Origin of the sequence: Sulfuriferula nivalis (assembly GCF_009937995.1) — a bacterium.
GTDB lineage: Bacteria > Pseudomonadota > Gammaproteobacteria > Burkholderiales > Sulfuriferulaceae > Sulfuriferula > Sulfuriferula nivalis.
Genome location: NZ_AP021881.1, coordinates 1,802,088 through 1,821,971 on the forward strand (window position 1 = coordinate 1,802,088; position 19,884 = coordinate 1,821,971).

At 49.4% G+C, this 19,884-nt stretch carries 23 protein-coding genes; 15 read left to right on the plus strand and 8 right to left on the minus strand.

Translation table 11 applies throughout. From position 1 onward, the window contains the following. Positions 1–96: 96 nt before the first annotated feature. Positions 97–510, plus strand: a complete 414-nt coding sequence (arfB, locus tag SFSGTM_RS08885) for an alternative ribosome rescue aminoacyl-tRNA hydrolase ArfB (RefSeq protein WP_332836255.1) — start codon at positions 97–99, stop codon at positions 508–510. Positions 511–629: 119 nt separating this feature from the next. Here arfB and tnpC (SFSGTM_RS08890) read toward each other — a convergent pair whose 3' ends face one another. The 3 genes from tnpC (SFSGTM_RS08890) to tnpA (SFSGTM_RS08900) all read right to left on the minus strand — a co-directional run bounded on the left by tnpC (SFSGTM_RS08890) (position 630) and on the right by tnpA (SFSGTM_RS08900) (position 3,000). Continuing rightward, entirely contained in the window at positions 630–2,258 is a 1,629-nt protein-coding gene (tnpC, locus tag SFSGTM_RS08890; RefSeq protein ID WP_162084465.1) for an IS66 family transposase, read from the minus strand. An 80-nt stretch (positions 2,259–2,338) separates the two neighbouring features. Further along, positions 2,339–2,698 (minus strand): IS66 family insertion sequence element accessory protein TnpB, encoded by a 360-nt coding sequence (gene tnpB, locus SFSGTM_RS08895; RefSeq protein WP_162083704.1) that lies wholly within the window; start codon positions 2,696–2,698, stop codon positions 2,339–2,341. Further along, positions 2,695–3,000: an IS66 family insertion sequence element accessory protein TnpA gene (gene tnpA, locus SFSGTM_RS08900; protein ID WP_162083703.1), complete on the minus strand. Its 306-nt coding sequence runs from the start codon at positions 2,998–3,000 to the stop codon at positions 2,695–2,697. Before tnpA (SFSGTM_RS08900) ends, tnpB (SFSGTM_RS08895) begins: the two co-directional genes overlap by 4 nt. A gap of 58 nt (positions 3,001–3,058) precedes the next feature. Here tnpA (SFSGTM_RS08900) and SFSGTM_RS08905 point away from each other — a divergent pair, with 58 nt between their 5' ends. From SFSGTM_RS08905 to tnpC (SFSGTM_RS08940), 8 genes are all read left to right on the plus strand, one after another. Next, on the plus strand, positions 3,059–3,904 hold the full coding sequence (locus SFSGTM_RS08905; RefSeq protein ID WP_162084847.1) for a toll/interleukin-1 receptor domain-containing protein: 846 nt from the start codon (positions 3,059–3,061) through the stop codon (positions 3,902–3,904). A gap of 7 nt (positions 3,905–3,911) precedes the next feature. Further along, positions 3,912–4,181: a hypothetical protein gene (locus SFSGTM_RS08910; protein WP_162084848.1), complete on the plus strand. Its 270-nt coding sequence runs from the start codon at positions 3,912–3,914 to the stop codon at positions 4,179–4,181. 26 nt (positions 4,182–4,207) lie between these two features. After that, entirely contained in the window at positions 4,208–4,513 is a 306-nt protein-coding gene (gene tnpA, locus SFSGTM_RS08915; protein ID WP_162083703.1) for an IS66 family insertion sequence element accessory protein TnpA, read from the plus strand. A 62-nt stretch (positions 4,514–4,575) separates the two neighbouring features. Next, a complete protein-coding gene (tnpB, locus tag SFSGTM_RS08920; protein WP_232526076.1) occupies positions 4,576–4,869 on the plus strand; it encodes an IS66 family insertion sequence element accessory protein TnpB in 294 nt (97 codons plus the stop codon). An 80-nt stretch (positions 4,870–4,949) separates the two neighbouring features. Beyond that, complete coding sequence (gene tnpC / locus SFSGTM_RS08925; RefSeq protein ID WP_162084465.1) at positions 4,950–6,578, plus strand: IS66 family transposase; 1,629 nt, start codon at positions 4,950–4,952, stop codon at positions 6,576–6,578. Positions 6,579–6,755: 177 nt separating this feature from the next. Beyond that, a complete protein-coding gene (gene tnpA, locus SFSGTM_RS08930) occupies positions 6,756–7,061 on the plus strand; it encodes an IS66 family insertion sequence element accessory protein TnpA (RefSeq protein WP_162083703.1) in 306 nt (101 codons plus the stop codon). Between the two features lie 62 nt (positions 7,062–7,123). Next, on the plus strand, positions 7,124–7,417 hold the full coding sequence (gene tnpB / locus SFSGTM_RS08935) for an IS66 family insertion sequence element accessory protein TnpB (protein WP_232526076.1): 294 nt from the start codon (positions 7,124–7,126) through the stop codon (positions 7,415–7,417). 80 nt (positions 7,418–7,497) lie between these two features. Next, positions 7,498–9,126, plus strand: a complete 1,629-nt coding sequence (gene tnpC, locus SFSGTM_RS08940; RefSeq protein ID WP_162084465.1) for an IS66 family transposase — start codon at positions 7,498–7,500, stop codon at positions 9,124–9,126. 135 nt (positions 9,127–9,261) lie between these two features. On the opposite strand, the gene smc is transcribed toward tnpC (SFSGTM_RS08940), so the two are convergent. Next, positions 9,262–12,756 carry a chromosome segregation protein SMC gene (gene smc, locus SFSGTM_RS08945; protein ID WP_162084849.1) on the minus strand — a complete coding sequence of 1,165 codons (3,495 nt, stop codon included), beginning with the start codon at positions 12,754–12,756 and terminating at the stop codon, positions 9,262–9,264. Between the two features lie 62 nt (positions 12,757–12,818). Between smc and SFSGTM_RS08950 the strand changes: the two genes are divergently transcribed. Then, entirely contained in the window at positions 12,819–13,994 is a 1,176-nt protein-coding gene (locus tag SFSGTM_RS08950; RefSeq protein ID WP_162084850.1) for an FGGY-family carbohydrate kinase, read from the plus strand. 79 nt (positions 13,995–14,073) lie between these two features. Continuing rightward, positions 14,074–14,466: a Gfo/Idh/MocA family oxidoreductase gene (locus SFSGTM_RS08955; protein ID WP_162084851.1), complete on the plus strand. Its 393-nt coding sequence runs from the start codon at positions 14,074–14,076 to the stop codon at positions 14,464–14,466. A 49-nt stretch (positions 14,467–14,515) separates the two neighbouring features. Here the strand turns inward: SFSGTM_RS08955 and SFSGTM_RS08960 are convergent, their stop codons facing one another. The 4 genes from SFSGTM_RS08960 to SFSGTM_RS08975 are packed head-to-tail and all read right to left on the minus strand — an operon-like array spanning position 14,516 to position 17,911. Beyond that, positions 14,516–15,718, minus strand: coding sequence for a tryptophan--tRNA ligase (locus SFSGTM_RS08960; RefSeq protein ID WP_162084852.1), 1,203 nt, complete (start codon positions 15,716–15,718; stop codon positions 14,516–14,518). A gap of 6 nt (positions 15,719–15,724) precedes the next feature. After that, positions 15,725–16,426 (minus strand): site-2 protease family protein, encoded by a 702-nt coding sequence (locus SFSGTM_RS08965; protein WP_162084853.1) that lies wholly within the window; start codon positions 16,424–16,426, stop codon positions 15,725–15,727. A 1-nt stretch (position 16,427) separates the two neighbouring features. Next, entirely contained in the window at positions 16,428–17,054 is a 627-nt protein-coding gene (locus SFSGTM_RS08970) for an L-threonylcarbamoyladenylate synthase (protein ID WP_162084854.1), read from the minus strand. Next, positions 17,054–17,911, minus strand: a complete 858-nt coding sequence (locus SFSGTM_RS08975; protein ID WP_232525952.1) for a 3',5'-nucleoside bisphosphate phosphatase — start codon at positions 17,909–17,911, stop codon at positions 17,054–17,056. Before SFSGTM_RS08975 ends, SFSGTM_RS08970 begins: the two co-directional genes overlap by 1 nt. A 54-nt stretch (positions 17,912–17,965) precedes the next feature. Here SFSGTM_RS08975 and SFSGTM_RS08980 point away from each other — a divergent pair, with 54 nt between their 5' ends. From SFSGTM_RS08980 to SFSGTM_RS08995, 4 genes are read left to right on the plus strand one after another with little or no spacing between them, the layout of a single operon-like run. Continuing rightward, a complete protein-coding gene (locus SFSGTM_RS08980; protein WP_162084855.1) occupies positions 17,966–18,700 on the plus strand; it encodes a hypothetical protein in 735 nt (244 codons plus the stop codon). A gap of 2 nt (positions 18,701–18,702) precedes the next feature. Next, entirely contained in the window at positions 18,703–19,305 is a 603-nt protein-coding gene (locus SFSGTM_RS08985) for a septation protein A (RefSeq protein WP_162084856.1), read from the plus strand. Beyond that, on the plus strand, positions 19,302–19,610 hold the full coding sequence (locus SFSGTM_RS08990; RefSeq protein WP_162084857.1) for a YciI family protein: 309 nt from the start codon (positions 19,302–19,304) through the stop codon (positions 19,608–19,610). The genes SFSGTM_RS08985 and SFSGTM_RS08990 overlap by 4 nt, the downstream gene beginning before the upstream one ends. After that, positions 19,607–19,870, plus strand: a complete 264-nt coding sequence (locus SFSGTM_RS08995) for a BolA family protein (RefSeq protein ID WP_162084858.1) — start codon at positions 19,607–19,609, stop codon at positions 19,868–19,870. The genes SFSGTM_RS08990 and SFSGTM_RS08995 overlap by 4 nt, the downstream gene beginning before the upstream one ends. Positions 19,871–19,884 lie beyond the last annotated feature (14 nt).

Sequence of the window (19,884 nt, forward strand, 5' to 3'; positions counted from 1 at the left end):
ATCGATTTGACCACCAAGAAATAAACGTTTTGTCCACCTAGTTTATTATTTTGCCCACCAAGGATAATATGAAAGCGTAGGTAAATTATTCTACAAATCACTCCAAATATCTCCATCGATGAGCGTGATATTGAACTTCAGTTTATTCGAGCTTCAGGACCTGGAGGTCAAAATGTAAATAAAATTTCTAGCGCGGTACAATTACGATTTGATACAGTACGTTGTACTTCATTACCAGAGGATGTGCAGCTACGTTTGCGCAAGTTGGCTGGTAGACGGATGACAGATGAGGGCATTTTAATCATTGAAGCAAGCCGTTTTCGCACTCAAGGAAGAAATCGAGAAGATGCACTGGCGCGATTAATCGCGCTAATCCGATCTGCGACCGAAATACCTAAACCACGGGTCAAAACCAAACCAACTTTAGCATCAAAGAAACGACGACTAGAAGGAAAGCAGCAACGAGGGGAAGTTAAACGTTTGCGAAAAGTTCCACCTTCGGATAGTTAATTCAATATATTATTTCCCCCTGTTATTTTTGGAAAGCTAAGATGATATGGCGACAGTAAGAGAGCGTTTTGATGTTGATGCGTAAGCGTCCAGCCCAGCCACTCCAATCCCTTCACTACTTATGGTAGTTCATTTTTAAACGGCAGCAATTCATCAATCTGGCTATTAGGCCAGACCGGTAATTTTTCCAACGTATCTTTGAGCCATGCATAGGGTTCCAAGCCATTGAGCTTGGCGGTAGCCAACAAACTCTGAATCGCTGCAGCGCGTTTGCCTGCACGTTCTGAGCCTGCGAACAGCCAATTCTTTTTGCCGATGGCAATGGGTCGTATCGCATTTTCGACTGGGTTGTTATCAATAGGCAAGATGCCGCTGTCCGCATAGCGTATCAGTGCTGGCCAACGCTTGATGCTGTAATCCAACGCGCGGGCTGTGCCGCTGCCATCGGCCACTTTGACGCGAGTCTGGATTAACCAGTCATGCAGTTCGCCCAATAACGGTTTTGCCTGAGTCTGGCGCAACTGCAAACGACCTGCCGCATCCAGCTTGTCCGCAGCCTGCTCAATGGCATAGAGTGCCGCGATACGCTGCAGCGCAGCCGCTGCAATTGGACTTTGGTTGGCCGCATGCAAATCAAAGAACTTCCGACGTGCATGTGCGAAGCATGCCAGCTCAGTGATGCCTTGGGTAAATAACGCTTTATAACCAGCGTAATCGTCAACCATCAAGTGTCCTTGCCAACCTGCCAGAAAGTGCCGCGCATGCAATCCCTGTCGCCCTGGCTGATAGTCAAACACCACGATAGGCGGTGCGGATGAAGGGGATGCCAAATCACCCGTGCGGTAAGCCCACAGATAAGCTTTCTTGGTTTTGCCCGCCCCGGGGTCTAATTGTGGCACTGGCGTTTCATCCGCATGCAATACACTGCGTGCCAGCAGTAATTCAGTGAGCCTGTCGACCAACGGTTGCAACGCTACCCCCACACGTCCGACCCACTCCGCCAAGGTGGAACGCGCCAGGGTCACCTGGCTGCGCTGGGCAATGTGTTCTATACGGTAGAGCGGTAAATGATCAACGAATTTACTGATCATCACCCACGCCAGCAAACCTGATGTCGCCACGCCGCCGTCGATGACGGCAGCTGGAATGGGGGCGGCAGCAACGGTTTCGCAGTGGCGACAAGCATACTGTGGACGGATGTGTTGATGCACGGTGAACTGGGCAGGTTCGACATCCAGTTGTTCGCTGATGTCTTCACCGATTTTGATTAACGCACCACCACACGCACCGCACTGGCAAGATGCAGGCTCATGGCGATGAATGATGCGGGGCAGATGGTCAGGCAGTGGCTGACGACCTGCGCGTGGACGCGCAGGCTTGGGGATAGCGGTTGTCGCATCTTCGGTATTAGGTGTATCTGGCTGCCCGATTTGGGCTTCAATGGCCGTGATGTCGGCTGCCCAGCACTCATCAAACAACGCACGCTGCTCAGGCGAGAGCTGCTCGCTCTTGTTGGCGAAGCGGATGCGGCGGTAATAGGCAAGTTCCAGTACCAAAGCCTGGTTCTTGAGTTCGGCGTGCTGGATTTGCTTAGTCAGCGTGAGGATTTGTGCGGTGTTTTGCTGGAGTAATACTGTGTTTTGTTGAATGAGTTCAGCATCCTGTTTAACCTGCGCCAACAGCTTATCCACATACGCCGCCAAGGCGGGATCGGGGATAAATTGGGCAAGTTGTTGGGCTGAATCCATGCTTGAATTATACCATTTCACCCCGCCTGAAACCAGCAATAATGCGGGTTTCAGGCATGTTTTTACTGAATCATGAGTGGCTACACCTGCCAGTGGGCAGGGGCTGGGGCACTGAGTCTTTGCCAGTCGATACCTGTGATCAGCCAGTCCCACTGTGTGGGGGTTAAAGGATGGGTGATGGCAGCGATGTCTGGCCAGGTGAAGTGACCACGATGCAGTCGGCGTTGGCACAACCAGACCCCTGTGCCATCCCAGACCAGGAGCTTGACCCGCGTTTGGCGACGATTACGGAAGGCGTAGGCGGCGCCGTCGCAGGGACTGCGACCCAGGCGGTGCTGGATGCGCTGGGAAAGGCCATCTATGCCGATGCGCATGTCCACGGGTTCGATGACTAGCCAGACCTGGGTGGCGATGGGGCTGATGGGATGGGCAGATATCATGGCAGTTGCCGCAACAAGTCAATTAGCCAGGGCGTGCTAGCAATGGGAAGCTCTACCCGCCAGCCAGTGGGGCTGTGGAGCTGGAGCGTGCCCGTGACAGGCGCAGGTTGAACACTGACGGGGATGAGGGTTAGCGGTGGCTGGCGCGTGAGATTGGGCGCTGTTGTCAGCTGGCTGCGCCAGCGATAAAAGGTCTTGGCACATAAGCCGTGCTGGGTGCAATAAGCTGTGACGGTCAGTTTGGTTTGTTGCCAAGCGGTAAGGTGCGTTTGCCAAAAATCAGGCGTGTGTCGAGTAGCCATCTAGCGTGCCTTTCATAAAAAAGCAGCTAGATTGCATGAGTTTGGCGGGCAATGACAGGTGGATGGGCTGGACGCTTACGTTGATGCAAAAGCATTAAATGCTCAGACAGAATGGACAATGAATGGCTCAGGAATAAATCAGCATAACATCATTGGGAAAATATCCTATGCCTTTGAAGAACATACTAAATATTGGTCATTTTTTGTGCCTGAAGGGTCAAACATTGCTTGCGTAGAATATATGCTTAACATGCCTGATACAGCTCAATGCATCATTTCGGAAGATATTCCAATATTTCAGATAGTTGGAGATGCTGATAGCCCAGAGAGATATGCACTAGATTCATTTAAATTTTCTGGGCGCATCTATTTGTACATAGACGAAGTATTGAAATCCGAACACAAGGAGAACATTGTCGATATTGGGACACGACTTGGATTCAGCGTGGTGGTAAGAGATAGAGAATATGTGGAAAAATGTTCTGAATTAGCTAGACCTATTGTGTTTATTTCTCATGACTCCAGAGACAAGGATTCTTTAGTTAGCGACTTGGCTCGTGAAATGTCAAAACTCATATGTCCAGTTTGGTACGATGAATATTCACTTAAAGTTGGAGATAGTCTTCGTGAAAACATTGAGAGAGGGTTAAAGGAAGCAAGAAAATGTGTTGTGATTTTGTCCCCAAACTTCATTTCAAATGGCGGTTGGACAAAAGCAGAGTTTGATTCCATATATACCCGTGAGATTCATGAAAAATCAAATGTTATTCTCCCCGTATGGCATAACATTGAGAGCTCAGACGTCTATGATTATTGTCCGCGTTTGCTAGATAGACTTGCTTTGTCTTCTTCAATCGGCATAGAGAAATTAGCTAAGAAACTAGTAGAAGCAGCCAATTCTTAGCTTATTAATGGATTTAATTAGACATAATATCAATAAAGTCAGTACAGCAGTGCAATTACGTCTGGATGTTGCGCATTCACCCTCAATACCTGAGGATGTACGTGTGCGGCTGATTAAATTAGCCGGCGGTCGTATCAATCAGGATGGCATACTCACCATAGAAGCCAAACGCCACCGTACACAGGCGCGCAATCGTGATGATGCACGGGTGAAGCTGATTGAGTGTAAGCGTCCAGCCCATCCACCTGTCATTGCCCGCCAAACTCATGCAATCTAGCTGCTTTTTTATGAAAGGCACGCTAGATGGCTACTCGACACACGCCTGATTTTTGGCAAACGCACCTTACCGCTTGGCAACAAACCAAACTGACCGTCACAGCTTATTGCACCCAGCACGGCTTATGTGCCAAGACCTTTTATCGCTGGCGCAGCCAGCTGACAACAGCGCCCAATCTCACGCGCCAGCCACCGCTAACCCTCATCCCCGTCAGTGTTCAACCTGCGCCTGTCACGGGCACGCTCCAGCTCCACAGCCCCACTGGCTGGCGGGTAGAGCTTCCCATTGCTAGCACGCCCTGGCTAATTGACTTGTTGCGGCAACTGCCATGATATCTGCCCATCCCATCAGCCCCATCGCCACCCAGGTCTGGCTAGTCATCGAACCCGTGGACATGCGCATCGGCATAGATGGCCTTTCCCAGCGCATCCAGCACCGCCTGGGTCGCAGTCCCTGCGACGGCGCCGCCTACGCCTTCCGTAATCGTCGCCAAACGCGGGTCAAGCTCCTGGTCTGGGATGGCACAGGGGTCTGGTTGTGCCAACGCCGACTGCATCGTGGTCACTTCACCTGGCCAGACATCGCTGCCATCACCCATCCTTTAACCCCCACACAGTGGGACTGGCTGATCACAGGTATCGACTGGCAAAGACTCAGTGCCCCAGCCCCTGCCCACTGGCAGGTGTAGCCACTCATGATTCAGTAAAAACATGCCTGAAACCCGCATTATTGCTGGTTTCAGGCGGGGTGAAATGGTATAATTCAAGCATGGATTCAGCCCAACAACTTGCCCAATTTATCCCCGATCCCGCCTTGGCGGCGTATGTGGATAAGCTGTTGGCGCAGGTTAAACAGGATGCTGAACTCATTCAACAAAACACAGTATTACTCCAGCAAAACACCGCACAAATCCTCACGCTGACTAAGCAAATCCAGCACGCCGAACTCAAGAACCAGGCTTTGGTACTGGAACTTGCCTATTACCGCCGCATCCGCTTCGCCAACAAGAGCGAGCAGCTCTCGCCTGAGCAGCGTGCGTTGTTTGATGAGTGCTGGGCAGCCGACATCACGGCCATTGAAGCCCAAATCGGGCAGCCAGATACACCTAATACCGAAGATGCGACAACCGCTATCCCCAAGCCTGCGCGTCCACGCGCAGGTCGTCAGCCACTGCCTGACCATCTGCCCCGCATCATTCATCGCCATGAGCCTGCATCTTGCCAGTGCGGTGCGTGTGGTGGTGCGTTAATCAAAATCGGTGAAGACATCAGCGAACAACTGGATGTCGAACCTGCCCAGTTCACCGTGCATCAACACATCCGTCCACAGTATGCTTGTCGCCACTGCGAAACCGTTGCTGCCGCCCCCATTCCAGCTGCCGTCATCGACGGCGGCGTGGCGACATCAGGTTTGCTGGCGTGGGTGATGATCAGTAAATTCGTTGATCATTTACCGCTCTACCGTATAGAACACATTGCCCAGCGCAGCCAGGTGACCCTGGCGCGTTCCACCTTGGCGGAGTGGGTCGGACGTGTGGGGGTAGCGTTGCAACCGTTGGTCGACAGGCTCACTGAATTACTGCTGGCACGCAGTGTATTGCATGCGGATGAAACGCCAGTGCCACAATTAGACCCCGGGGCGGGCAAAACCAAGAAAGCTTATCTGTGGGCTTACCGCACGGGTGATTTGGCATCCCCTTCATCCGCACCGCCTATCGTGGTGTTTGACTATCAGCCAGGGCGACAGGGATTGCATGCGCGGCACTTTCTGGCAGGTTGGCAAGGACACTTGATGGTTGACGATTACGCTGGTTATAAAGCGTTATTTACCCAAGGCATCACTGAGCTGGCATGCTTCGCACATGCACGTCGGAAGTTCTTTGATTTGCATGCGGCCAACCAAAGTCCAATTGCAGCGGCTGCGCTGCAGCGTATCGCGGCACTCTATGCCATTGAGCAGGCTGCGGACAAGCTGGATGCGGCAGGTCGTTTGCAGTTGCGCCAGACTCAGGCAAAACCGTTATTGGGCGAACTGCATGACTGGTTAATCCAGACTCGCGTCAAAGTGGCCGATGGCAGCGGCACAGCCCGCGCGTTGGATTACAGCATCAAGCGTTGGCCAGCACTGATACGCTATGCGGACAGCGGCATCTTGCCTATTGATAACAACCCAGTCGAAAATGCGATACGACCCATTGCCATCGGCAAAAAGAATTGGCTGTTCGCAGGCTCAGAACGTGCAGGCAAACGCGCTGCAGCGATTCAGAGTTTGTTGGCTACCGCCAAGCTCAATGGCTTGGAACCCTATGCATGGCTCAAAGATACGTTGGAAAAATTACCGGTCTGGCCTAATAGCCAGATTGATGAATTGCTGCCGTTTAAAAATGAACTACCATAAGTAGTGAAGGGATTGGAGTGGCTGGGCTGGACGCTTACGATTGAGTTAATCAGCCTCGCGCTGCATGTTCCCAAGCTGCGCACGGCTACCAAACCAACGTAAGCGTCCAGCCCATCCACCTGTCATTGCCCGCCAAACTCATGCAATCTAGCTGCTTTTTTATGAAAGGCACGCTAGATGGCTACTCGACACACGCCTGATTTTTGGCAAACGCACCTTACCGCTTGGCAACAAACCAAACTGACCGTCACAGCTTATTGCACCCAGCACGGCTTATGTGCCAAGACCTTTTATCGCTGGCGCAGCCAGCTGACAACAGCGCCCAATCTCACGCGCCAGCCACCGCTAACCCTCATCCCCGTCAGTGTTCAACCTGCGCCTGTCACGGGCACGCTCCAGCTCCACAGCCCCACTGGCTGGCGGGTAGAGCTTCCCATTGCTAGCACGCCCTGGCTAATTGACTTGTTGCGGCAACTGCCATGATATCTGCCCATCCCATCAGCCCCATCGCCACCCAGGTCTGGCTAGTCATCGAACCCGTGGACATGCGCATCGGCATAGATGGCCTTTCCCAGCGCATCCAGCACCGCCTGGGTCGCAGTCCCTGCGACGGCGCCGCCTACGCCTTCCGTAATCGTCGCCAAACGCGGGTCAAGCTCCTGGTCTGGGATGGCACAGGGGTCTGGTTGTGCCAACGCCGACTGCATCGTGGTCACTTCACCTGGCCAGACATCGCTGCCATCACCCATCCTTTAACCCCCACACAGTGGGACTGGCTGATCACAGGTATCGACTGGCAAAGACTCAGTGCCCCAGCCCCTGCCCACTGGCAGGTGTAGCCACTCATGATTCAGTAAAAACATGCCTGAAACCCGCATTATTGCTGGTTTCAGGCGGGGTGAAATGGTATAATTCAAGCATGGATTCAGCCCAACAACTTGCCCAATTTATCCCCGATCCCGCCTTGGCGGCGTATGTGGATAAGCTGTTGGCGCAGGTTAAACAGGATGCTGAACTCATTCAACAAAACACAGTATTACTCCAGCAAAACACCGCACAAATCCTCACGCTGACTAAGCAAATCCAGCACGCCGAACTCAAGAACCAGGCTTTGGTACTGGAACTTGCCTATTACCGCCGCATCCGCTTCGCCAACAAGAGCGAGCAGCTCTCGCCTGAGCAGCGTGCGTTGTTTGATGAGTGCTGGGCAGCCGACATCACGGCCATTGAAGCCCAAATCGGGCAGCCAGATACACCTAATACCGAAGATGCGACAACCGCTATCCCCAAGCCTGCGCGTCCACGCGCAGGTCGTCAGCCACTGCCTGACCATCTGCCCCGCATCATTCATCGCCATGAGCCTGCATCTTGCCAGTGCGGTGCGTGTGGTGGTGCGTTAATCAAAATCGGTGAAGACATCAGCGAACAACTGGATGTCGAACCTGCCCAGTTCACCGTGCATCAACACATCCGTCCACAGTATGCTTGTCGCCACTGCGAAACCGTTGCTGCCGCCCCCATTCCAGCTGCCGTCATCGACGGCGGCGTGGCGACATCAGGTTTGCTGGCGTGGGTGATGATCAGTAAATTCGTTGATCATTTACCGCTCTACCGTATAGAACACATTGCCCAGCGCAGCCAGGTGACCCTGGCGCGTTCCACCTTGGCGGAGTGGGTCGGACGTGTGGGGGTAGCGTTGCAACCGTTGGTCGACAGGCTCACTGAATTACTGCTGGCACGCAGTGTATTGCATGCGGATGAAACGCCAGTGCCACAATTAGACCCCGGGGCGGGCAAAACCAAGAAAGCTTATCTGTGGGCTTACCGCACGGGTGATTTGGCATCCCCTTCATCCGCACCGCCTATCGTGGTGTTTGACTATCAGCCAGGGCGACAGGGATTGCATGCGCGGCACTTTCTGGCAGGTTGGCAAGGACACTTGATGGTTGACGATTACGCTGGTTATAAAGCGTTATTTACCCAAGGCATCACTGAGCTGGCATGCTTCGCACATGCACGTCGGAAGTTCTTTGATTTGCATGCGGCCAACCAAAGTCCAATTGCAGCGGCTGCGCTGCAGCGTATCGCGGCACTCTATGCCATTGAGCAGGCTGCGGACAAGCTGGATGCGGCAGGTCGTTTGCAGTTGCGCCAGACTCAGGCAAAACCGTTATTGGGCGAACTGCATGACTGGTTAATCCAGACTCGCGTCAAAGTGGCCGATGGCAGCGGCACAGCCCGCGCGTTGGATTACAGCATCAAGCGTTGGCCAGCACTGATACGCTATGCGGACAGCGGCATCTTGCCTATTGATAACAACCCAGTCGAAAATGCGATACGACCCATTGCCATCGGCAAAAAGAATTGGCTGTTCGCAGGCTCAGAACGTGCAGGCAAACGCGCTGCAGCGATTCAGAGTTTGTTGGCTACCGCCAAGCTCAATGGCTTGGAACCCTATGCATGGCTCAAAGATACGTTGGAAAAATTACCGGTCTGGCCTAATAGCCAGATTGATGAATTGCTGCCGTTTAAAAATGAACTACCATAAGTAGTGAAGGGATTGGAGTGGCTGGGCTGGACGCTTACAAACCAACCAGATCATCACAGGTAAAACGAGTAGCCAGCAAAATTATTCACGGCAAAACCAAACAATCTAGAAGCAAAGTTACTGACGTAAATTAAGCTATTCCGCCAAACTCACCGCCTGCGCCAAGTCCACTGAAACCGTACGCGACACGCCAGATTCCTGCATGGTCACGCCTATCAATTGTTCCGCAGCTTCCATGGTAATGCGGTTATGGGTGATGAACAGGAACTGTACTTGTGTGGACATCTGTTTCACCAATCGCGCATAACGTTCGGTATTGGTATCGTCCAGTGGCGCATCAACTTCATCCAGCAAGCAAAATGGCGCTGGAGTCAGCTTGAATAGTGCAAACACCAGCGAGAGTGCTGTTAATGCTTTTTCACCACCGGATAACAAGTGTATCGAGCTATTTTTCTTGCCCGGAGGTTGCGCGAAAACCTGTACACCCGCATCAAGCAAGTCTTCACCAGATAGGATCAGTTCTGCCCTTCCGCCACCAAATAATGTGGTGAACAACTCTGACATGGACTGATTAACCACATCAAAAGTTGATTTGAGTAACTCACGCGTTTCACCATCGATAGTGGTAATCACCTCGGTCAATGTTGCAATAGCCAGCTCCAGATCATCAGCCTGTGCCTGCAAATAATTGACGCGTTCTTCCGCAGTCGTGAGCTCTTGCATTGCCGCCAGATTAACCGCACCCAAAGCTTCAATTTCAGCGCTTAATTGATTGATTTCTTGTGTCAATCCAGATATTTTTGCACCGGCATTAAGCTGCTGTATTAACGCAGCTTCATCGGCTTGCAAAGCCGCTAACTGCTCCTCACTTTGTTGCAATAACAACTCAGCTTCTTGATGCTTTAAGCGTAAATTTTCCAAAGCAGTCCGCAATGGGGCAAGGCCGTGCTCCAATTGCATGCGCTTTTCTTCATGCTCACGTAGAGCAAGATTAAGCTGCTCCAGAGACTCACGGTGTGCAGCAAGTGCCTGCTCGGCACTTAGCCGTTGCGCAATTGCATCTTGCAGCGACTGTGTTTGCTGCATTTCATCCAACTCCAGCAACTCAGCTGCAACCGTTTCACGCTGCTCTAGCAAACTTTCCTGCTGTGCCTGATTATGCTCAAGCGCACGTGATATATCTTGTATTTTTTGATGGGATGACTGCGCCTCAAATTTCAAACTTTGTAACTTACGCTCTACTTGCCGCTGTGATTCACGCTTTTGTTGAAACAAGCCATCCGCATCCTGCCGCGCACGGCGGGAATCTTCTAATTGCGCTTGCAAGCTGGTAATTTGCTCACGGTGTTGCGTCAATTGAGTTTGCAATTGTGCAGCTTCATCCTGCTCAGCACCCATTTGCACATTGATCTCAGCCAGCTCAGTCGTAATTTGCGCACGACGATAATCAACCCGCTCCATCTCCTGTTGACGGCGTGACAGATTAAGCTGTTGCTGATGCAACTGCTGCTGAGTTTGTGTATGTTGTGAACGCAGCGTGGTCAGTGTTTGCTGCTGCTCTCTGACTTGCTCAGTTAATTCGCTCAACTGCTCAGTCACCATAACCCTCTGCATATCCACAGATTCAAGCACTTCAGTCAGGCGCTCGATTTCATTTTGCCGTGCCAGTACACCTTGCATCACATTATTGGGCGCATAAAAGCACACGCTGTGCCGAGTGTATATATGCCCTTCCTTGCTCACCAACTGCGCACCTAATGGCAGTGTCGCTTGCATAACCCGTGCAATTTCCATATTTTCAGCAAGATAGACTTGTGCCAGCCAGTCATGCAATGCACTATGGGCTGGCGACTTCAAAGTCACTTTATCAAGCAGTCTCGGCAAACTGGGCACATCCAATTCAGTTTCAACATAAGCTTGATCAAACAAGGTCAACCGACTATCCGGCAATGCTGCGCCTATTGTAGAAATATCTGCTGCCACAGCTTGCATACGACTATCCAGCACCGCTTCTAGCGCTGTTTCCCAGCCTGCGGCAATATGCAAGGTTTGCCATAATCGCGGCGCATCATGCAGTCCATGTTGACGTAACCACGCCTCCACATCCCCGTCACGATTTAAACTTTGCTGGATTTTATTCAAACCAGCCAATTCGCCAGCAACTTGGTGATGCTGGCGACTCAGTTGATCTACGCTGACTTGTAATGGCTGGCGTTGCGCTTCCAGACTGGCCAATAGCTGCTGACCATCTTCCACGCGCTCACCTAGATCTGCCAAAGTGGCCTTCACATCTTCCAGCGCAGACGTCATGTTAACGATGGCGTCCTCATCGACTGCTGGCAAACCACCCAGCTCCTGATTTAATCGACCTTGCCGCGAGAGTAGCTGCTGCAAAGTCTTTTCAGCATGCTGCCCATGTGCCGTCGCGACTTGTCGCGCCTGTTCAGCATGTGCCAATGCTTGTTGACTGTTATGTACACGCTGTGTGGTGGAAGCTACGATTTCTTCGACTTCGGGTAAACTTTCATTAACAGACTGCAATTCATATTCCACAGTTTCTATCGCCATGGATGACTCTGCATAAGCCTCTTCGGTATCACCCAACTGCTGTGTCAATGCCACATGCTGCTGATTAAGTGTCTGATGTTGCTTACTGAGCTGCTCAGCCTGCTGATTCAAGCGGGCGCGCGTTTCTTGCAAATGACGGGAGGCCTGCTCCAGTTTCGACACTTCGGCAACGGCTGCGTAATAAATACCTTGTGCATCATTAAGCGCATTATTGGCTTGCAACGCTTCATCGCGCTGCATTTCCAGTTGCTGCGCCAGACCACGCAGGCTGTCTTCCTGATGGATAAGCTGATGCTCAGTCAGGCTGATTTGTTCTGCATGGCGCTGTTTATTGGCCTGCGCATCGCGCTTTTTGACCAGCCATAAGAATTGTTGAGCACGCTTCAGACTATCCTGTAACGAAATATAATGTTGTGCAGTCGCTGCTTGCCCACGCAGCCGCTCTATTTGCTCGTTCAATTCTCGGCGGATATCGTCTAACCGCAGTAAATTGTCACGGGTATCTTTAAGCCGTGACTCAGTTTCACGGCGGCGTTCTTTATACTTGGAAATACCCGCAGCTTCTTCCAGAAAGCCACGCAGCTCTTCAGGCTTGGCCTCAATAATGCGCGAAATCATACCCTGCTCGATAATCGCATAAGAGGTTTTAGTACCCAACCCCGTGCCAAGGAAAATATCGACTAAATCACGACGACGCACGTGCGTATTATTGATGTAATAGCTGGACTCGCCGTTACGGGTCAGAATACGTTTGACTGAAATCTCTGCATATTGCGCCCACTGACCAGGTGCAGTGGCATCCGTATTATCAAAGGTAAGCTCAACGGATGCGCGCGATACCGCCTTACGCGTAGTAGAACCGTTGAATATCACATCGGCCATGTTTGCACCGCGCAACTGTTTGGCTTGCGATTCACCCAGTACCCAACGTACCGCATCAATGACATTAGATTTGCCGCAACCATTCGGCCCTACCACGCCAACCATTTGACCAATGATAGGAATATGAGTCGGATCAACGAAGGATTTGAAACCAGCAAGTTTGATAGCGGTTAAACGCAATGAATTAAGCCAATAAGAGTAAAATATGACCTTATATTTTACCTTAAAATTAGTTATCTGCTATGTACTACTTAGGCTTAGATTTCGGCACATCTGGTGCGCGCGCGATAATAATCGATGATGCTGAGCAATTAATATGGTCAACACAAACCACATACCATACTGCCGATAGCCCACACAGTTGGCGTGATGCACTATTCGAGCTGATTGCAGCCATTCCTGCCCCCCTACGTGCTGGTTTAACACGCATTGCCATTGATGGCACATCAGGCACGGTATTGCTCACTGATGATAGCTTTGAGCCCATTACTCCAGTACTGATGTACAACCATCCACTGGCTGGTCAACCCGCTGCAAAATTAACGCTACTGACCAAAAATACAGCCAATGCACGATATTTAATGCATCAGGTTGATTACCTCAATGCGCAATTGACTAGTGTGGCTGGTATAAGTGATTATCATAATGCATTAAAAAGCGGCTATGACGTTCGAGCCCTTAAGTGGCAAGCGGAACTATGCACACCTGAATTTGCCAGACTGCTCCCCACCATCGTCGCACCAGGCACACCCATAGCCAAGCTGCAACGGCGTATTGCCCGCCATTACAACCTCAATGCCAATTGCACCGTACACACTGGCACCACTGACAGCATTGCTGCTTTCATAGCTGCCGGGGCTACGCACATAGGAATGGCAGTAACGTCATTGGGAAGCACACTGGTACTGAAACTGCTTAGCCAGCACTATGTCGCCTCACCCAAGCACGGCGTATATAGCCATAAATTTGGTAATTTGTGGCTAGTTGGCGGCGCTTCAAATACAGGTGGTGCCGTGTTACGACAGTTCTTTACTGATGACGAGTTAATAACCTACAGCGCATTGATTGACCCATCTCAACCCGCTCTCTACGATTACTACCCATTACCGAGCCCAGGTGAACGCTTTCCTGTTTGCGACCCTAACTACCAACCACGACTAACACCCAGACCAGACGACAACATCGTATTTTTACATGAGCTATTGGCAGGCATGGCACGGATAGAACAACAAGGTTATGCCAAACTCGTCGAATTAGGTGCCGACGATGTAACACAAGTATTAACTGCCGGTGGTGGGAGTAAAAATCCTCAATGGCAAGCAATACGTGCTCGCTTTTTGAACATTCCCGTCAACTCTGCACTATGTTCCGATGCCGCGTTTGGCAGCGCGCTAATGGCAAAAAGACAAGAGCTTTGAATACTTGCTCTATCAAGTGCATTGCGCTATGCTTTCCGAGCAGTTCAACAACAATCTTAACAATAGGAAACAACACACAATGGCTAATAAAATCAAAGTAGCAATACTAGGTTTAGGTTCTGTAGGTGAGATTTTTTCTGAAAATTTCCTGGAGAAAATTCAAGAACAGCATGCAAATGTGGAAATTGTAGCTGTTGCAACACGACACATGGATTCACCCGTGGCATTAGGTTTTGCACACAGCAATGTGCCGGTATTTGAAAATGCACTCGACGTAATTGGCCTTGGCGAAAATGTAGATATTATTTTTGATCTCACTGGCAATGCTGATCTGCGTCAAGAACTCCGCAACCAATTGCAAAGCACTAATAACCGTCACACAGTCATCGCACCTGAAGTATTTGCGCGTTTATTGTGGAATTTCTTTGGTGAAGAGACCGATTTACCTCAAGGTAAAACAACAGGTTACTGATCAAATTTGCCAGGATGGCACATCCATCCTGGCCTGTACCAGCAAAACATCAATCGTAACGCAACCCCATCGCTTCACGCACATCACGCATCGTATCACGCGCATGCTCTCTGGCCTTCTCACAACCATCAGCAATTAAATTACGTACCAGCGATGGGCTTTCCATGTACATCTTGGCACGTTCGCGCATCGGCTCTTGTTCTTTCAATACTCCCTCAATTACTGGTTGCTTGCACTCAATACAACCAATGCCAGCGCTCACGCAGCCTTCTTGCACCCAGTTACGGACAGCATCATTCGAATAGATCTGATGTAATGCCCATACTGGACATTTATCTGGCGTACCTGGATCAGTACGACGCACCCGAGCAGGATCAGTCGGCATGGTACGAATCTTTTTAGTCACGCTCTCAGCATCTTCGCGCATGCTAATCGTATTATGGTAAGACTTGGACATTTTCTGACCATCTAAACCTGGCATACGCGATGCGACTGTCAGCAAGGATTGCGGCTCAGCCAGAATAACTTTACCACCACCTTCTAAATAACCGAACAGGCGCTCTCTATCACCCAGCGATAAATTTTGCTGTTCATTGATCAGCGCTTGCCCAGCGGCTAATGCCTCATCATCACCCTGCTCCTGATAGCGCGTACGCAGCTCTTCATATAACCGGGATTTTTTACCTCCCATTTTTTTAATCGCTGCTTCAGCCTTTTGTTCAAAGCCTAATTCACGACCATACAAATGATTAAACCGCCTTGCCATTTCACGAGTGAACTCGATATGCGGCACTTGATCCTCTCCCACGGGGACAAGATTGGCGCGATAGATCAAAATATCGGCACTTTGTAACAATGGATAACCCAGGAATCCGTAAGTCGACAAATCTTTTTCGGTAAGTTTTTCCTGCTGATCCTTATAAGTCGGCATCCGCTCCAGCCAGCCCAGTGGTGTAATCATCGACAACAACAAATGCAATTCCGCATGTTCAGGTACTTGAGACTGAATAAACAAAGTCGCATGATTGGGATCTACACCTGCTGCCAACCAGTCGATGACCATTTCCCATACATTATTTTGGATAACCTCAGGGCTATCATAATGGGTAGTAAGTGCATGCCAGTCAGCAACAAAAAATAAGCACTCATGCTCATGCTGGAGCTTGACCCAATTTTTTAACACGCCATGATAATGGCCTAAATGCAGACTACCCGTAGGGCGCATGCCCGATAATACTCGATTTGCGTACATATATAATTACTGTGTAATAAGTTGAATAAGCATAACTAAATCGTTGTGCGACAAACCTGAAAACGCACTAACGAAAACCAAAGTAAAAGCCAATATGGGGCTTAAAACCAACCCCAACCAGCCAAAAAACATTAATGCTAATAATATATAGAATCCATAAGGTTCTAGTTGCGCATACTTATAAGCATACTTATTAGGTAACAGACTCACAGCTATACGCCCACCATCTAGGGGTGGAAGTGGCAATAAATTCAACGCCATTAGGATAGCATTAATAAATATGCCTGCAGCCCCCATCAGTGCCATCGGCTGACTATAAGCATCACCTAAACTGATACCAAATTTAATCACCAAAGCCCAAAACACTGCCATAAACAAATTGGCCGCAGGTCCAGCGAGTGCTACCCACAGCATATTGCGCTTAGGATTACGCAAAGCGCCAAAATTCACAGGCACCGGCTTAGCCCAACCAAATAATATAAATCCACCACCCAATAATTTGCTCATCAACAAAATAGATAATGGCACCAGTATCGTACCCACTGGGTCAATATGCTTTAGCGGATTGAGCGTAACGCGACCTAACATCCATGCAGTTTTATCACCAAAAAACTTGGCAACATAACCGTGTGCTGCCTCGTGCAAAGTAATCGCAAAAATCACAGGTATCGCCCAAACGGCAATTTTTTGTATGATATTAAGTTCCATATCAGTCCAATCCAAAAGGAGATAGCGCACCACGCCCTGCCCGCATTAACTGGGGTTCACCGTGGGTTAAATCAATTACGGTCGTTGGTTCTATGCCACATGCACCCGCATCAACTATTAAGTCCAATTGATGCTCAAGTTCGTCACGTATCGTATCTGCTTCGTGCATAGGCATAGTTTCACCCGGCATAATCAGCGTCATACTCAACAACGGTTCATCCAATTCGGCCAGTAGCGCCAAAGTAATGGGGTGATCAGGCACGCGTAAACCTATGGTATTACGTTTAGGATGTTGCAAACGTTTAGGCACTTCACGGGTAGCTTCCAATATAAAAGTATAACTTCCCGGCGTATTGGCTTTTAACAAGCGAAACTGCTGGTTATCTATTCGTGCGTACACCGCAATTTCAGACAAATCACGACACAACAAAGTGAAATGATGTTTGTCATCAACGGCACGTATAGTCCGTATTTTATCTTGCGCACTTTTATCGCCTAAATGGCAAGCCAACGCATAACTGGAATCGGTAGGCAAAGCAACCACACCGCCATCGCGCAATATCGTAGCAGCTTGTTTAATCAAGCGCGGCTGTGGGTTCTCAGGATGTATGGTAAAAAACTGTGACATTACATGTTCCAATCATGCCAAATCGGCGTGCAAATTTCAGGAAGGGGTGGCAGACGACCGATATCCCGATAACCCTCACCAGGCGCATGAAAATCAGAACCACGCGAACTGAGCAATCCAAATTTCTGTGCCAGATTGGCATATTGCGGATATTGATCAGGGCTATGACTGCCGGTAACGACTTCAATGCCTTCACCGCCCACCGACTTAAAATATTCCAATAATTCGTGCATTTTACCGCTACCCATCTGGTAGCGACCTGGATGCGCTAAAACAGCTTGCCCGCCACTGGCACATATCCAAGCGACAGCGTCAGATAGTTCCGCCCACTTGTGAGGCACATAGCCAGGCTTGCCTTTAACCAGAAATTTTTTGAATACGGTACGAGTATCTTTAACCAAACCTTGCGCAACTAAATACCGTGCAAAATGCATGCGTCCAATTAAATTAGGATTATCCGCATGTTGATACGCACCCGCCAGACTATCGGTTATGCCAACATTACGCAGACCTTCTGCCATTTTGATAGCACGCTCACCTCTACCAGTGCGTATACCAGCCAAACCCGCCACCAAATCTGGATGTTCTGGATCTATATTCAACCCGACCACGTGCAGTGTATGCGCACCCCATGTCACCGATATTTCCACACCATTAATCAGTTTCAAGCCTAAAGCCTCAGCTGCAAAACGTGCAGGCGCCAATCCGGCAACGTCATCATGATCAGTTAACGCCAACGCAGTAACGCCTTGAGCATGGGCACGCGCTATTAAATCGGCAGGAGGTAACATGCCATCCGAAGCATTGGAATGACAGTGTAAATCGTAGTTTTCGGGTGTTTCTGATGGGTTCATCATACTATTACTTGTGGAGTTAGGCTAAATCATAGCAAAATACAGGCTTACTCACTAATGTTAGTTCAGAACATGGCCATTCCAGTAGAAATTAGAAATACTTTTGAAGAAGCAAGCAAGATAATTCAAGATACATTCAGCCAATCAGACATCCAATCCGGATCACAAGTTACACCAGATCAACTCATAGAAGCCGTCACTCAATTTTTGTTCGTGTTCGACAAACTGGATGCGGAAAATGGCGAAAATGGCGCCATTCTATTTGATGATGTAAATCAACTCGGCGATCACGCTATCGGCTTCCTGATGGATTTAGCCTATTGGGCAGACAGACTACGCTTACCTAAATCCAAAATGGATATTGAAAAAACGGCTTTGGGTGTCGCGCACTGGCTAATCAGACACGAAGGTGAGCTACGAACCTTAGAGCCACTGGTTAACAGCCTTGCAGCCAGCGCCAACCTGACTCAGGATGCGACCACCTTAAAAGCACTTGCGCAGGTCATGGGCGACATTCTTGAGCATGCAGCACCTAGTGTTAAAGCCGATCTGGAAAAAAACGATCCGACTCGCCCTTGGCGCATATTGAACTTTAACTATGCTATTGTTGCCACACGCACACAAGATACCGATTTAATGGCAAAAGCATTTGATACATTAGGACGTAATTTACCAGAGGATTGCCCAGAATTTTTTGAACAAGGGGTACAGCAGGCTCAAAAGGCAAATTACGCTCAACCTGTACAAGCTATGCTGCAAGAACACTTTAACCGTTGGGCGACCAAGCATTAATCATGAAATTTCTATTTGATTTTTTCCCCATACTACTTTTTTTTGTAGCTTATAAATTTGGCGACATCATTGCCGCAACTGAGGTAGGAAAGGCAGCAATTTTATTTTTCCATATTACCCCACCGTATCCCATTTATGTTGCTACTAGTGTTGGTATGATTGCAGGTTTAAGTCAAATAGCGTGGTTGATCATTCGTGGCAAGAAAATTGACACGATGATGTGGATAAGCGTGGGATCCATTATGCTGTTAGGTGGTGCGACTCTACTTCTTCACGATGAAACATTCATAAAATGGAAGCCAACTGCTCTCTATTGGACGTTTGCACTGGGATTACTTATCAGTGCTTATGGATTTAAAAAAAATGTCATTCGCACCATGATGGGAGAGCAGCTAGATTTACCTGCCGGTTTATGGACTAAACTCAATCTCAGCTGGGTGGGATTTTTTATCATTATGGGGCTTGTAAATCTTTATGTCGCCTTCACTTACAGTACCGACGCTTGGGTGAATTTCAAACTGTTTGGCAGTACAGCCATGATGTTTGCATTCATCCTCGCACAAGGGTACGTTCTCAGCAAATATATAGATGATAAAAAAGAATGAGTAATTGGTATGCCATTATTGGCGAAGACGTAGAAAACAGCTTGCCCCTCAGGCAAACTGCCCGCCCCGCGCACCTCGCCCGCCTGCAAGCTTTGCAAGATCAAGGTCGTTTACTCATTGCGGGTCCATTTCCCGCAATTGACAGCATGGATCCAGGACCAGCAGGTTTTACGGGCAGTCTGGTTGTTGCTGAGTTTGCCAGCCTTGCAGATGCACAGGCCTGGGCTGATGCTGATCCCTATGTCAGTGCTGGTGTTTATCACCAAACCACTGTCAAACCCTACAAGAAAGTCCTGCCAACATGAACACAGTTGAACTAATGCAGGAAAAACTAGCCGAATTACAGCCTAACGAAATCGAAATTACCGATGATAGTGCACTTCACGCAGGACATGCGGGTGCAAAAAGTGGTGGTGGCCACTATCGTCTGCGTATTATTTCGTCGAGTTTCGCTAATATGAATACTCTTGCGCGTCATCGCTTGGTATATGCAACACTGGGGGATTTAATGCAACAAAAAATACACGCGCTTACGATTACAGCCCTTACCCCAGCGGAAATTTGAACTTAATACTTAAT

What these genes read in the sequence shown, in the direction of transcription:
- tnpC (WP_162084465.1), bottom strand. Translation starts at nt 2,258, where the DNA reads ATGGATTCAGCCCAACAACTTGCCCAATTTATCCCCGATCCCGCCTTG.
- tnpB (WP_162083704.1), bottom strand. Translation starts at nt 2,698, where the DNA reads ATGATATCTGCCCATCCCATCAGCCCCATCGCCACCCAGGTCTGGCTA.
- tnpA (WP_162083703.1), bottom strand. Translation starts at nt 3,000, where the DNA reads ATGGCTACTCGACACACGCCTGATTTTTGGCAAACGCACCTTACCGCT.
- SFSGTM_RS08910 (WP_162084848.1), top strand. Translation starts at nt 3,912, where the DNA reads ATGGATTTAATTAGACATAATATCAATAAAGTCAGTACAGCAGTGCAA.
- tnpA (WP_162083703.1), top strand. Translation starts at nt 4,208, where the DNA reads ATGGCTACTCGACACACGCCTGATTTTTGGCAAACGCACCTTACCGCT.
- tnpB (WP_232526076.1), top strand. Translation starts at nt 4,576, where the DNA reads ATGCGCATCGGCATAGATGGCCTTTCCCAGCGCATCCAGCACCGCCTG.
- tnpC (WP_162084465.1), top strand. Translation starts at nt 4,950, where the DNA reads ATGGATTCAGCCCAACAACTTGCCCAATTTATCCCCGATCCCGCCTTG.
- tnpA (WP_162083703.1), top strand. Translation starts at nt 6,756, where the DNA reads ATGGCTACTCGACACACGCCTGATTTTTGGCAAACGCACCTTACCGCT.
- tnpB (WP_232526076.1), top strand. Translation starts at nt 7,124, where the DNA reads ATGCGCATCGGCATAGATGGCCTTTCCCAGCGCATCCAGCACCGCCTG.
- tnpC (WP_162084465.1), top strand. Translation starts at nt 7,498, where the DNA reads ATGGATTCAGCCCAACAACTTGCCCAATTTATCCCCGATCCCGCCTTG.
- SFSGTM_RS08950 (WP_162084850.1), top strand. Translation starts at nt 12,819, where the DNA reads ATGTACTACTTAGGCTTAGATTTCGGCACATCTGGTGCGCGCGCGATA.
- SFSGTM_RS08955 (WP_162084851.1), top strand. Translation starts at nt 14,074, where the DNA reads ATGGCTAATAAAATCAAAGTAGCAATACTAGGTTTAGGTTCTGTAGGT.
- SFSGTM_RS08960 (WP_162084852.1), bottom strand. Translation starts at nt 15,718, where the DNA reads ATGTACGCAAATCGAGTATTATCGGGCATGCGCCCTACGGGTAGTCTG.
- SFSGTM_RS08965 (WP_162084853.1), bottom strand. Translation starts at nt 16,426, where the DNA reads ATGGAACTTAATATCATACAAAAAATTGCCGTTTGGGCGATACCTGTG.
- SFSGTM_RS08970 (WP_162084854.1), bottom strand. Translation starts at nt 17,054, where the DNA reads ATGTCACAGTTTTTTACCATACATCCTGAGAACCCACAGCCGCGCTTG.
- SFSGTM_RS08975 (WP_232525952.1), bottom strand. Translation starts at nt 17,911, where the DNA reads ATGATGAACCCATCAGAAACACCCGAAAACTACGATTTACACTGTCAT.
- SFSGTM_RS08980 (WP_162084855.1), top strand. Translation starts at nt 17,966, where the DNA reads ATGTTAGTTCAGAACATGGCCATTCCAGTAGAAATTAGAAATACTTTT.
- SFSGTM_RS08985 (WP_162084856.1), top strand. Translation starts at nt 18,703, where the DNA reads ATGAAATTTCTATTTGATTTTTTCCCCATACTACTTTTTTTTGTAGCT.
- SFSGTM_RS08990 (WP_162084857.1), top strand. Translation starts at nt 19,302, where the DNA reads ATGAGTAATTGGTATGCCATTATTGGCGAAGACGTAGAAAACAGCTTG.
- SFSGTM_RS08995 (WP_162084858.1), top strand. Translation starts at nt 19,607, where the DNA reads ATGAACACAGTTGAACTAATGCAGGAAAAACTAGCCGAATTACAGCCT.